The sequence below is a fragment of the Autumnicola aciditolerans genome (assembly GCF_041679265.1).
GTDB lineage: Bacteria > Bacteroidota > Bacteroidia > Flavobacteriales > Flavobacteriaceae > Autumnicola.
Map to the genome: position 1 here is coordinate 1 of NZ_JBGFSM010000008.1, position 12,818 is coordinate 12,818.

10 protein-coding genes are annotated in these 12,818 nt (G+C 38.9%); 4 read left to right on the forward strand and 6 right to left on the reverse strand.

Translation table 11 applies throughout. The features are described from left to right. Positions 1–446 precede the first annotated feature (446 nt). Positions 447–1,775 (forward strand): MFS transporter, encoded by a 1,329-nt coding sequence (locus tag AB8M93_RS09975; protein WP_373057435.1) that lies wholly within the window; start codon positions 447–449, stop codon positions 1,773–1,775. Positions 1,776–1,920: 145 nt separating this feature from the next. Here the strand turns inward: AB8M93_RS09975 and AB8M93_RS09980 are convergent, their stop codons facing one another. The 4 genes from AB8M93_RS09980 to AB8M93_RS09995 are packed head-to-tail and all read right to left on the reverse strand — an operon-like array spanning position 1,921 to position 4,864. Next, positions 1,921–2,652 carry a head GIN domain-containing protein gene (locus AB8M93_RS09980; protein ID WP_373057436.1) on the reverse strand — a complete coding sequence of 244 codons (732 nt, stop codon included), beginning with the start codon at positions 2,650–2,652 and terminating at the stop codon, positions 1,921–1,923. A 32-nt stretch (positions 2,653–2,684) separates the two neighbouring features. Continuing rightward, complete coding sequence (locus AB8M93_RS09985) at positions 2,685–3,773, reverse strand: DUF4097 family beta strand repeat-containing protein (RefSeq protein WP_373057437.1); 1,089 nt, start codon at positions 3,771–3,773, stop codon at positions 2,685–2,687. Beyond that, positions 3,754–4,317, reverse strand: a complete 564-nt coding sequence (locus AB8M93_RS09990) for a DUF4179 domain-containing protein (protein ID WP_373057438.1) — start codon at positions 4,315–4,317, stop codon at positions 3,754–3,756. The genes AB8M93_RS09985 and AB8M93_RS09990 overlap by 20 nt, the downstream gene beginning before the upstream one ends. Further along, complete coding sequence (locus AB8M93_RS09995; protein WP_373057439.1) at positions 4,304–4,864, reverse strand: RNA polymerase sigma factor; 561 nt, start codon at positions 4,862–4,864, stop codon at positions 4,304–4,306. Before AB8M93_RS09995 ends, AB8M93_RS09990 begins: the two co-directional genes overlap by 14 nt. A gap of 212 nt (positions 4,865–5,076) precedes the next feature. On the opposite strand from AB8M93_RS09995, the gene lon reads away from it, so the two are divergent. Beyond that, entirely contained in the window at positions 5,077–7,527 is a 2,451-nt protein-coding gene (gene lon / locus AB8M93_RS10000) for an endopeptidase La (protein WP_373057440.1), read from the forward strand. A 161-nt stretch (positions 7,528–7,688) separates the two neighbouring features. On the opposite strand, the gene AB8M93_RS10005 is transcribed toward lon, so the two are convergent. Together AB8M93_RS10005 and AB8M93_RS10010 are read right to left on the reverse strand one after the other, a co-directional pair. Further along, positions 7,689–8,078, reverse strand: coding sequence for a response regulator (locus AB8M93_RS10005; protein WP_373057441.1), 390 nt, complete (start codon positions 8,076–8,078; stop codon positions 7,689–7,691). Further along, positions 8,065–11,160 (reverse strand): PAS domain S-box protein, encoded by a 3,096-nt coding sequence (locus AB8M93_RS10010; RefSeq protein ID WP_373057442.1) that lies wholly within the window; start codon positions 11,158–11,160, stop codon positions 8,065–8,067. The genes AB8M93_RS10005 and AB8M93_RS10010 overlap by 14 nt, the downstream gene beginning before the upstream one ends. A gap of 142 nt (positions 11,161–11,302) precedes the next feature. Between AB8M93_RS10010 and pyrR the strand changes: the two genes are divergently transcribed. Continuing rightward, the gene (gene pyrR, locus AB8M93_RS10015) at positions 11,303–11,842 is read left to right on the forward strand and encodes a bifunctional pyr operon transcriptional regulator/uracil phosphoribosyltransferase PyrR (protein WP_373057443.1); all 540 of its coding nucleotides are present in this window, start codon (positions 11,303–11,305) and stop codon (positions 11,840–11,842) included. A 6-nt stretch (positions 11,843–11,848) separates the two neighbouring features. Next, on the forward strand, positions 11,849–12,781 hold the full coding sequence (locus tag AB8M93_RS10020; RefSeq protein WP_373057444.1) for an aspartate carbamoyltransferase catalytic subunit: 933 nt from the start codon (positions 11,849–11,851) through the stop codon (positions 12,779–12,781). Positions 12,782–12,818: the final 37 nt, after the last annotated feature.

Sequence of the window (12,818 nt, forward strand, 5' to 3'; positions counted from 1 at the left end):
CTTGCTTGTCTACCAACAGGTAGATTTTTTGAAAAGCACTTATCGTAAGATAGGTGCTTTTTTTGTTTACAGGCTTTAGGAAGTGTTCCTATCCTCCAAATACCTACCAAGCTAAAAAAAATGCCTCCCCTGAAACCCATCCATACATTATAACACTCCTGTTTTGCCGAAACTGGCAATTTTAATCTACAGCTTTATAGGATGCTGAAAACCCCGCGTGAGGGATAGCAGCAGGTTATCCGGCCGCGCCGGCAGGCAAGGCAGATAACGCGGATAGCCCGGCCCGAAGGGCACGCCATAATAACAATTTTCTCATTCAATGCTAAATCTTGTATTTATTATTAAAATGAAATTGTATATAAGGGGAAGCAGAAATTAAGCCGGGTAATTTTAAATAATGATGGCCGATTCTTACTTTAAACGATAGCTTTTTCTATTTTTAGTTTATGAAACAACTTCCTAAAGGCAGTAAGAAATTATTAAATGCCTGGGCTTTTTATGATTGGGCAAATTCTGTTTACAGTCTTGTAATCTCCTCGGCCATTTTTCCAATTTTTTATGGCGCACTTACCATTATTAAAAATGAAAATGGAGAAATCCTCAGTGACCGGGTAAATTTTCTGGGCTTCGAATTTAATAATGACAGTCTTATTAGCTATGTGACTGCGGCTGCATTTCTCATGGTTTCTGTTTTAAGCCCTTTTCTTTCTGGTATTGCAGACTACGTGGGGAATAAAAAAAGCTTTCTCAAATTTTTCTGTTACCTGGGCGCCTGCTCCTGTATCGCTTTATTCTGGTTTAACCTGGATTATCTCTGGTTTGGATTATTGTCATATTTTCTAGCGCTTATTGGCTTTTGGGCAAGTTTGGTATTTTACAATTCTTATCTTCCGGATATTGCTTATCCCAATCAGCAGGATAAAATAAGTGCAAAAGGTTTTTCCATGGGCTATATTGGCAGTGTTCTTTTATTACTGGTTTGCCTTATTATGATTCTCAAATATGAATGGTTTGGTTTTGAAAGTGAAGCATTTCCCACCCGGTTTTCTTTTGTACTTACCGGGATTTGGTGGATTGGCTTTAGCCAGTACACCTATTATTATCTCCCAAAAGGCAATAAAAAAGCACCGCTTACGAGGAATGTACTCTTTAACGGCTTTAAAGAACTTAAAAAAATCTGGCAATCCTTAAAACATAATACACAGCTATACCGCTATCTCATTGCTTTTTTTGTGTACAGTATGGCAGTGCAAACCATCATGCTTATCGCCACTTACTTTGGGATCGAAGAACTGGATTGGGGAACACAGGACGCCACCACAGGCTTAATTGTAAGTATTTTGCTTATCCAGCTGGTGGCTGTGGCCGGGGCTACATTAACTTCTCGCCTGGCAATTAAAATTGGGAATATTAAAACCCTTATCTATATTAACCTTGTGTGGATAGCGATTTGTGGTTATGCCTACTACATTGTTTCTCCTGTACAATTTTATTTCGCGGCTGCTTCGGTAGGATTGGTAATGGGAGGCATTCAATCCCTCTCGCGCTCTACCTATTCTAAAATGTTACCTGAAAATGCCATAGATACCGCTAGTTATTTCAGCTTTTATGATGTTTCTGAAAAGATAGGAATTGTGATAGGAATGTTTCTCTACGGAATAGTAGCTCAAATTACCGGCAGTGTACGAAATTCTATTTTATTCCTGGTAATATTCTTTATCGCCGGAGTAATTTTATTATTAAGGGTCCCGAAGAAAGAAATTGAATTGAAATAAATAGTTTAGAACTTGTAATTATATAGCTGGAGTATTCTCTGCTTAAAAGGGCATGCATAATAAGAGAAGATTTTTTCTGCTGAAAATCAGAAACAAAAAACCCCGCCGTTTAAAGCGAGGTTCAATAATTGCTAATTTTCGTTACTTAGTTTGAAGAAACACTTCCCGAACCGGAAACCTTAAAATCTTCTTTAGCCGGCTTTCCTTTGTAGGTAATATCTCCGGAGCCTGAAACTCTTGCAGTTAATTTTTCTGAAGCATAAACCATAAGGTCTCCGGAGCCGGAGACAGTGGCTTCAACAGTATTGGCTTTTAAGTTAAAAGCTTCAAAATCGCCCGATCCGGTCACCTTGCACTCAAAATGCCCTGCTGTTCCTTCCATTACAATATCTCCTGAACCGGTGATGCTGCCTTTTAAATCCTGTACATCCAGGTGAAGATTAAGGTCGCCAGAACCGGTTAGAAAAGCGGCAAATTCTGAAGCGGTTATTTTATCTGAATTCCACAAATCTCCAGATCCTGTTACTGAAACTTCTTCCAGTTCTTCAAAAGGAACAGTGATTTTAATTTCATTGTTCCCGGAGGGACGAAGTTCCACTCCTTTTTTTACTGAAATTTTTAATTTTCCTCCTTCTACTTCAGTAAGAATATATTCCTGCAGATTGCTTTCCGCTTCCACTTTAAGCCTGCCTTCGCTGCCGCTAATGAGTTCCACATCCATAGAACCTACCAGTTGTACTTCATCATAATTTGAAGTAGAACGCTCTTCAGTGACCATTTTTCCGTTTCCTTTCACTTTTTCATTGCCCCACCATTGTGCGTTTACCGATGTAAAACCAAAAAGAATGGCTGCTAAAATTAAAATTGAATTTTTCATAATTTTCGTATTGATTGATGATTTGTATGTAGTTACTGTTTTTTAAAAGAGACACTTCCATAGCTTGTACTAATGTTCACAGTATTTCCACTGTTGGCAGACAGGTGGTATCCCTGGTATGTTTTTTTGCTGCCAGATTCATGTCTCTTATTGATTTCAAAGTCGTCAACACCGTTTACATTGCCATAAGAAGTGTTAATTTCAAAGCTAAATGCTTGTGTTTCATCATAGCCAATTTTAATCCCGGTGTAGTCACTTTCAATCTTTACTTCTTTCATTCCCTTTACAAGTTTTTCTATGGAGGCAGAACCATAATCCAGGTCCAGGACCACAGAGGTGAAAACACGGCCAATTTTAGTGGTTAAGTAATCCCCATTTCCGTAGAGCTTTCTAACTTTTTCAATTTTAATGCTCCCGTAATCACAATTAAAACTGGCATCTTCAACTTTTAAGATTTCAGAGCTGGTATAATCGGCATTAATATTCAGTTTTTCAGCTTCTTCTATTATGTAATCTGAATAATCGGCATTTATTTCAGCATTCTTCACAAAGCCAATATGGCTGTTACGGGTGTAGTCGAAATTAAGATTATTGGAATTTCCTCTTAATTCCCCAATATCAATTTTACCATAGTCACAGGAAATTCTTGCATTTCCCAGCAGCCGGTCCAGGTAAATTCCACCGTAGTCGTTACTGATGTTTATATTATTACGCGCAGGAGCTTTTACCACATAATTCACCTGCATGTTAACATTATTGCTGCCTCCAAACAACTGGTTCCACCAGGATTGGTTTTCTTTGGAAAAATGGGTTTTAGCGCTCACTCCTGAAGAAGACTGGCTGAATTCCACGGTAATTTCATCCAATTTCTTTTGCACGGCTTCTTCGTCGTTCCCGTTGGTTTCAATAAAAACTTCAATTACCACACGATTTTCATCCCAGGTAGAAATATCTACATTTCCGTAACTGTTCTCGATGAGGAGATTTGAAGTGGCGGAAACTTTAAATTCCTTTGAGATTTTTTTCTTCTCGGTATGTTTGCCCGTAAAGTCATTATTGCAATAGGCAAGGCCGGGAATTAAAGCGGCCAGAAATAGCAGTTTAAAGTATGTTGTTTTCATGATTTTGATTTTTGATTGATTTAATTTCTTCAATTTTTAGCAGAACGTTATTGAGCAGGTCTATGCGCTGCTGGAAGTTGTTGATCATGGCATGGATTACCCTGTTGTCCTGCCCGCTTTTCAACAGGTCTTTTTTTAGGTTCCCATATTCAGCATCCAGTTTCTCCATTTGTTTAAGCGCATCTTTTACCAACGCATTGGTTTCGGGGGTATTGATCTCTTTAATTTCTTTCAGCTCATTTTCAATAAGGCCGGTATAAAATTCCTGTGTTTGTTTCATCTCAGGGGAAACACTTGCCAGATCTCCAGATTTTCCAAGATTACCGGAATTAAAGAGGTTTCCTGCCAGGAAGAGTACCAGGGCCAGGCATGCGGCAACTCCCAGGAATGGAGCCCAAAGCCCCCTTATTTTTGTTTTTCCTTTAGCTGAAGAAGTGCAGGAATTGAGTTTCTCTAAAAATCGGTTTCTGTGACCTTCTTCAGGTTCGTGGAAGTCAAAGTTGAGTTCTTTGAATATTTCCTTTAAATTATCATTCTTCATCATTTGTCAATTTTTTGCGAAGGCTTTCTTTAGCACGTGAGATAGTGGTTCTGCAATTGGCATAAGTAATATTCATTATTTCACAAATCTCATCATAGTCATAACCTTCAATTAAATGAAGCGTAAGGCACATCCTGTAATTTTCTTTCAGCGAGTTTAGCTTCGCCAGCAGCAATTTTACTTTTTCGCTGGTATGTTCTTCATTTATAATGTAACCGTCTGAATCATCAATTTCATTTTTAAGTTCATCATTATAAGTTACTTCCTGGTATTTCACTTTCTTGTTATAGGCGTTCACGCATTTATTCACTACAATTCTTTTTAACCAGGCTCCAAAAGTGGAATCTCCTTTAAAAGTGTCAATTTTGGTAAAGGCATTTAAAAAAGCCTCCTGCATGATATCTTCGGCTTCAGCAGAATGTTTTACAATTCGCAGCGCCGTATTATACATGGCTTTATAATAGCGGTCATAAAGTTCCATCTGGGCCCGATGGTTTCCTTTACGGCATTCCGCAACAAGATCATTAATATGTGCGATGGTTGGTGTCAAAAACTCTTGTTATCTATTTATAAAGATACCGTCCATTTTAGATTGTTACACTTTTGAGAAAATTTATTTGCAGAAAAGCATGGCATAAGAATTGAATAAAAGTAACAGATGTAATGTGCCCTGGTCTAAAAGCCCTATTTTTAGAGGACTTAGGGAGAATTAACCTGATATAAAAATACAAACTGCAGTGACAGTTTGACCTAAATATAACTATGGCTAAAACAAAATTTACGAATATTGACAGTTTGTCATTTCAAGGTATAGATGAAGATGCAGAGCTAATCCCTCTAATGACTCCTGAAGATGAAGAAGAAATAAACAGGGAAGATCTTCCTGAATCTTTGCCAATTTTGCCTTTAAGGAATACCGTTTTGTTTCCGGGCGTGGTGATTCCCATTACTGCAGGAAGGGATACTTCCATTAAATTAATTAATGAAGCTAACAACGGCAATAAGATAATTGGCGTGGTTTCCCAAAAAGATGAAGAAGTTGAAAATCCTTCTGTAAAGGATATTAACCGCATAGGAGTGGTGGCCAGGATTCTAAGGGTATTAAAAATGCCCGACGGAAATACCACCGTGATCATCCAGGGAAAAAAGCGTTTTAAAATTTCTGAAATAGTAAGTGAAGAGCCTTATCTAAAAGCCAGTATTGAAGAAGTGCCTGAAGCGAGGCCTGCTAAGGACAATGAAGAATTTTCTGCTATTACGGAATCTATAAAAGAACTTGCCCTTCAAATTGTAAAAGGCAGCCCTAATATTCCTTCAGAAGCTTCTTTTGCTATCAAAAACATTGAAAGTTCTTCTTTTCTTATCAACTTTGTTTCTTCCAACATGAACCTTTCTGTAGAGGAAAAGCAGAAATTGTTGGAAACCAATGATCTTAAAGAACGCGCTCTGGCTACTTTACGCTACATGAATGTGGAATTTCAGAAACTGGAACTCAAAAATGACATTCAGAGTAAGGTGCAGAGTGATATGAGCCAGCAGCAGCGTGAATATTTTCTTCATCAGCAAATGAAAACCATTCAGGAAGAACTGGGTGGTGTTTCCCATGAAGATGAAATAGAGGAAATGCGGATGCGTGCCAAGGAAAAGAACTGGAACGAAGATGTACAAAATCATTTTGAAAAGGAACTTTCCAAGATGCAGCGCATGAATCCCCAGGTGGCAGAATATTCTATCCAAAGGAATTATTTAGACCTTTACCTGGATTTGCCGTGGAATGAATTTAGTGAAGATAAATTCGATTTAAAAAGAGCCAAGAAAATACTGGATCGTGACCATTACGGGCTTGATGACGTAAAGCGTAGGATTATTGAATATCTGGCGGTGCTAAAACTGCGAAATGATATGAAATCACCAATATTATGTCTATATGGCCCTCCGGGTGTAGGTAAAACTTCTTTAGGGAAATCTATTGCCGAAGCCCTTGGGCGGGAATACGTGAGAATTTCCCTTGGCGGGTTAAGAGACGAAGCTGAAATAAGGGGACACCGAAAAACCTATATTGGCGCTATGCCGGGAAGAATTATTCAGAGCCTTAAAAAAGCGGGAACTAGTAATCCTGTGTTTGTTCTGGATGAAATTGATAAATTAAGCATAGGGAATGCCGGGGATCCTTCTTCAGCATTGCTTGAAGTTTTAGACCCTGAGCAAAACAGTGATTTTCATGATAACTTCCTGGAAATGGGTTTTGACCTTTCTAAAGTGATGTTTATTGCTACCAGCAATACCCTCCAAACCATTCAGCCTGCATTGCGGGACCGTATGGAAATCATCAACGTAACGGGTTATACCATAGAGGAGAAGGTGGAAATTGCCAAACGCCACCTGCTGCCCAAGCAGCTGGAAGAACATGGAATGACCAAGGAAGACATTAAAATTGGCAAATCTGAGCTGGAGAAAATCGTTGAAGGTTACACCCGTGAATCTGGGGTGCGCGGCCTGGAAAAACAGATCGCCAAGATGGTGCGTTATGCTGCAAAGAGCATCGCCATGGAAGAAGAATATAACAAGAAAGTAACCCAGGAAGATATTGTGGAAGTTTTGGGAAGTCCCAAGCTGGAACGTGATAAATATGAAAATAATGAAGTTGCAGGAGTGGTTACAGGTCTTGCCTGGACCCAGGTAGGAGGAGACATCCTTTTTATTGAATCTATACTTTCCAAAGGAAAAGGTAATTTAAATATTACCGGTAACCTGGGAAAAGTAATGAAGGAATCGGCTACTATCGCCATGGAATATATTAAAGCCAATGCAGAACAACTGGGCATTATTCCTTCCATCTTTGAACAGTATAATGTGCATATTCACGTGCCGGAAGGTGCAACGCCAAAAGATGGCCCCAGTGCTGGAATAACCATGTTAACCTCTTTAGTTTCTCTTTTTACTCAAAGAAAAGTTAAAAAAAGTATCGCTATGACGGGGGAAATTACCCTTCGTGGCAAAGTACTTCCTGTAGGAGGGATAAAAGAAAAGATACTGGCTGCTAAAAGAGCAAGAATTAAAGAACTTATTCTTTGTAAGGAGAATGAACGGGATATTAAGGAAATAAAAGAAGAATATTTAAAAGGCCTTAAATTTCATTATGTAAACGAGATGAGCGAGGTAATAGATATTGCCATTACCAGGCAAAAAGTGAAAAACGCAAAGAAGTTGTAGCCAGTTGTGCATCGAGAAAAATTGATGAAAAGGCTGTTCGCAAGGGCAGCCTCTTTTTTTATGCAAAACTGAATCCCTGTAAGATTATTTTTTCCAGAAGTTGATTTCTCATTTCTATTTCTAGTGAAGGAGAAGGAATGGCGTTACAGGAAATGCTCCTGCTATTCGTTTAAAATTTTTTGAAGCTCTTCAATAGAGATTGGTTTTACCAGATAATTATTGATATGCCCGTAAGATTTTGCCCGTTCCACATCTTCTGGATCTATTGAGGAAGTAACAATATAGATTAAGATTTCTTTCTGGGAAGGAATTTTTATGAATTCATCTAAAAATTGCCATCCATCCATCACCGGCATGTTCAGATCCAGCAGAATGATATCGGGTACCCTGGAGTTGGATAAAATAATAGGCCTTAGGTTATTTAAAGCTTCCTCACCATTATGAAAGACCATAAAACTGTTGCAGAAATTTCCAAATTTCATGATCTTCTTTGCTCCAAAGACAAAAATAGGATCATCATCTATAATACAGGCAATATCAATTTTTCTCATGCTTGAGGGATATATAAAATGTGGTACCTTTATTTACTTCACTTTCTACTTTAATCTTACCGCCAATGGCTTCAATCTGGTTTTTGGTTATAAATAGCCCAATACCTCTTGCTTCTTTATGCTGATGAAAAGTTTTATACATTCCAAAGAGCTTGCTTCCATGCATTTTAAGGTCTATTCCCAAACCATTGTCCTCAATTTTTAAAACGGTATATTTTTTTTCCTTCCTTGCACTTAAAGTTACAAAACTTTCCCTTTCATCGGCTCTGTACTTGATACCATTGGTAATAAAATTGAGCAGGATACTTTCTAGATACGCAGGGATTCCTAAAACATCAAATTCCTGTTTTACCTGGTTTCTTATTTTTAGATTTACCTTTTTGGCAAGAGCAGAAACACTCTTGCAGGTCTTTTCCACAGCCTCATAAAGATTAATGGGAACAAGGTTTTCATTAATCCTGGTATTCATTAAAACCACTTCATTTAAATGAGCCACGGTCTCTTTAAGATTTTCTGAAGCGGTTCCCAGCATTTTCATAATTTCATTTTCACCTGCTTCAGGGTGATCCTGGATATAAAGATCCAGTAACATTCCAAAATTTCCGGAATGAGACCTGAGGTTATGGGAAACGATATGGGCAAAATTCTTCAGGCGCTGATTTTGTTCCTGGGTTACATCCAGCAGGGACTTCATTTCTTTTTCAACCTTTTTTATTTTGCTAATGTCTGCAGCCACTCCTAAATACCCAATGATTTTCTGCCTGCTTTTAATGGCCGTCATGGTAAGCTGGACAGGAAAACGGCTGCCATCTTTTCTTACATAGGTCCATTCCCTTGTATCATGCGCTTCTTTTTCTGCATTTAATGTAAGAATATCAAAACCATCTATTTGGAGAGCGGTAGCTTTTTTTATGGCTTTTTTTCGTTGTTTTAGCTCTTTAGGTGAATGGAGAAGAAGAGCAGAGGCTTTGCCTTCCAGCTCTTCCCGGCCATAGCCCAACAGGTTTTCAGCACCTTTATTAAAATTAGTAATAATTCCGCTGGTGTTTGTACTAATAATACTTACCTGTGTACTGGCCTCTAAAATTCCCTTGAGTTGCGCAACAGCTTCTTTTAGCCTTCTCTCAGCGATCTTTCTTCCGGTTACATCTGTTATTTGTGAAATAAAATAGAGCGGTAAGCCGTTTTTATCCCTTACCAGGGAAACAGAAAGAATTATGTAAACTAAATTGCCTTTTTTATGGAAATAGCGTTTTTCCATATGGTAATACCTTCGTTTCCCGGCTACTAGTTCCTGTAATAATTGTAAGTCTGCATCAAGATCATCGGGATGAGTGATGTCCTGGAAGGATAATAGTTTTAGTTCCTCTCTGGAATATCCTATGATATTGCATAGGCTTTTATTTACTTCCAGCCATTTGCCCTTTGGATCAAGTATTGCCATTCCCACCGCGGCATTTTCAAAGTTTCCACGGAAGGCTTCTTCACTTATTCTAAGTTGTTCTTCTGTATTTTTTCTGGAAGTAATGTCATGCATAGCAACCACTGCGCCAAGAAGATTGCCTTCATTATCTGTGATTTGCGAACCATTTACTGTTACAATTTTAGCATCACCGTTATGTGGCTTGATAAGGATTTCTTCGTTTTCTATTCTCCCGTTCTGTATTACTTTTAACAACGGGATTTCATCCTTATTTAATCGCCTGCTACCGTCTGCATTATAGAGTCCATAGTAATTCGCATATTCTGAAGGGGGAATATTTTTTACGGGAAGCCCGTGCCATTCCCGCGTAGCCCGGTTAAACATGGTAAGCTTCCCGTCCTTATCACACGATACAATACCTACATTTATACTATCCAGAATAGTTCCCAGCAAGACCTGCCTTTCATGATTTTCTTTTTCTATATTTTTAAGTCTGGTGGTATCTTCGGTATGCATCAAAAGGCCCCCAATTTCTCCGGCGTCATTGTACCATGGGCTTACCTCCCAACTTAACCAGTGCCTGTTTCCGGTTAACGTGATATAAGAATCTTCATCGCTTCTTATTACCTCCCCTTTAAGACAATCCTGATGCACCTGTTTCCACTCTTCAGAAATATTAGGAAAGATGTCGTAATGATTTTTTCCTATAATATCTTCTTCCTGGATATTATAATCTTTAAACCACCTTCGTGAAGCTGCGATATAATTCATATTATTATCAAACATAGCTATTGCACTGGGGGCTTGTTCTATAAACAGGCGGTTTCTCTCCAGTTCTTTTTTTCTCTGGGTAATTTCTTCGTGGAAACCGGTCATCCATTCCGGTTTTCCATCTGCCGTCCAACTCACCACTTTTCCTTTGTCCAGTACCCAAATCCATTTACCATCTTTGCTACGCATACGCGCCTCACTTTGATAAATTTCAGAATTGCCGGCAAAATGTTCCCGTAGCAGGGCATCACATTTTTCCGCGTCTTCCGGATGCGCAAAGCGTTTCCAGGTGGCTGGGGAAGTAGGGCGAATTTCTTCTAAAGTATAACCCAGGATATTCGCCCACTTTTCATTAAAAATGGTTTCTCCGGTTTGCACATTCCATTCCCAGGTACCAATATTGGTGCCTTCTATAATATGTTCATAACGTTTCAGGGTTTGGATTAATGGCAGTTCCGGCTTTTTAAATTTGGTAACATCAATAAACCCACCCATAATCCAGCTTTTTTCTGAATTTTTCTTCTGCATCCATAAAAAGCTACTTTGAAACCAAACGGTATATCCTGTGCTATGCTGAAAGCGTATTAAGCCGGTGAAAAGTTTTTTGGTGTGACCGAAATGATCCTGAAGTTTTTGAAGATCTTCCGGGAAGATAATTTTTTTCCAGTTTATAGGAACAGGTTCGTTTTCCGGAAAACCAAGGCCTGAAGCTAATTTTGGATTGATCCAGAGATTCGTGAAATCATCTGGATCTATTAAAATCATTCCATCCCTGGCTTCGTTTTGGGAGAAATCAAAGATGGAGGCATCCTTGCGCAGGAGCTCTAAGACTTCTTTTTTCAGGTTTGCGGCAGAGTTTTCCTGGCGCTGTTGAGTAGGTATAGACATGAGATTGGGGAATCTTATTCAGGCGTAAAAATAATAAATCTGAGGAATAGCACAAGGCTTTTGGAATTTATAGGCATTGCTGTGCAATGCAGCAGAAAAAAATCTTATTTTTGTTTCAATTACCAGATTCTTAAAGACAAATATGAGTCAGAAAATCTTATTGAATTCAAAAGAAATAGACATCATATTACATCGTTTGGCCTGCCAGCTTGTAGAAACTCATACAGATTTTAAAGAAAGCATCCTTATAGGAATTCAGCCTCGTGGCGTGTTTCTTGCGGCCAGGATTGAACAAATTTTAAAGGAGGAGTATGGCATTGCAGATATTAAATCCGGCCAGCTGGATATTACCTTTTACCGAGACGATTTCAGAAGAAGTGACAAGCCTCTTGAAGCTAATAAAACCAGGATAGATTTTGTGGTGGAAGACATGCGGGTGGTGTTTATTGATGATGTTTTGTATACCGGAAGAAGTGTACGCAGTGCCTTAACTGCCATTCAATCCTTTGGAAGGCCAAGGGAAATTGAATTGTTAACACTTATAGACAGGAGGTTTAGCCGGCATTTACCTATCCAGCCAGATTATAACGGGAGACAGGTTGATGCTATTAATGAAGAAAAAGTAAAGGTGAACTGGAAGGAAAATGAGGGAGAAGACGTAGTTTACCTGATTTCAAAATAAATTAAAATGAGCAGCGAATTAAGTGTAGATCACCTTTTGGGTATTAAATATCTCAATAAGGAAGATATTGAACTTATTTTTAAAACTGCCGATCATTTTAAAGAAGTGATCAACCGGCCAATAAAAAAGGTGCCCTCCCTGCGGGATATTACTATTGCCAATTTGTTTTTTGAAAACAGTACAAGAACCCGACTTTCTTTTGAACTGGCTGAAAAGCGGCTAAGCGCAGATGTCATCAATTTTTCAGCGGCCTCTTCTTCAGTAAAAAAAGGGGAAACGCTTATAGATACGGTTAATAATATCCTTTCTATGAAAGTAGATATGGTGGTGATGCGGCATCCTAATCCCGGAGCGGGAATTTTTCTTTCCCGGCATGTGCGGGCAAGTATTATTAATGCCGGAGACGGGGCGCATGAACATCCCACCCAGGCGTTACTGGATTCCTATTCTATAAGGGAAAAACTGGGAGGTGTAAAAGGTAAAAATGTAGTAATTGTTGGTGATATTCTCCATAGTAGGGTGGCACTCTCTAATATTTTCGCCTTAAGGCTTCAGGGAGCAAAAGTTAAGGTTTGTGGGCCTAAAACATTAATTCCAAAACATATAGAGTCTTTGGGGGTAGAAGTGGAGACCAATCTTCAGCAGGCTTTGGAATGGTGTGATGTAGCCAATATGTTAAGGGTACAAAATGAACGTATGGAGATTAGCTATTTTCCAAGCACCCGGGAATATACACAGCAGTTCGGCCTTAATAGAAAAATGCTGGAGCGTCTTGAAAAGAAAATTGTAATAATGCATCCAGGGCCAATTAACAGGGGAGTGGAAATCACCAGTGATGTGGCCGATTCTGACCAGGCGATTATTTTGGACCAGGTTCAAAACGGGGTTGCCGTGAGAATGGCAGTTATCTATCTCCTGGCTTCTAAAATAAAGCAGTAATCCCTAAAACTTTTCCTTCTTCTTTGTTAACTTTATT

Excerpts from the sequence above, each read along its gene's own strand:
- AB8M93_RS09980 (WP_373057436.1), bottom strand. The coding sequence starts at position 2,652 with ATGAAAAATTCAATTTTAATTTTAGCAGCCATTCTTTTTGGTTTTACA.
- AB8M93_RS10010 (WP_373057442.1), bottom strand. The coding sequence starts at position 11,160 with ATGTCTATACCTACTCAACAGCGCCAGGAAAACTCTGCCGCAAACCTG.
- pyrR (WP_373057443.1), top strand. The coding sequence starts at position 11,303 with ATGAGTCAGAAAATCTTATTGAATTCAAAAGAAATAGACATCATATTA.
- AB8M93_RS09990 (WP_373057438.1), bottom strand. The coding sequence starts at position 4,317 with ATGATGAAGAATGATAATTTAAAGGAAATATTCAAAGAACTCAACTTT.
- AB8M93_RS10005 (WP_373057441.1), bottom strand. The coding sequence starts at position 8,078 with ATGAGAAAAATTGATATTGCCTGTATTATAGATGATGATCCTATTTTT.
- AB8M93_RS09975 (WP_373057435.1), top strand. The coding sequence starts at position 447 with ATGAAACAACTTCCTAAAGGCAGTAAGAAATTATTAAATGCCTGGGCT.
- AB8M93_RS09985 (WP_373057437.1), bottom strand. The coding sequence starts at position 3,773 with ATGAAAACAACATACTTTAAACTGCTATTTCTGGCCGCTTTAATTCCC.
- lon (WP_373057440.1), top strand. The coding sequence starts at position 5,077 with ATGGCTAAAACAAAATTTACGAATATTGACAGTTTGTCATTTCAAGGT.
- AB8M93_RS10020 (WP_373057444.1), top strand. The coding sequence starts at position 11,849 with ATGAGCAGCGAATTAAGTGTAGATCACCTTTTGGGTATTAAATATCTC.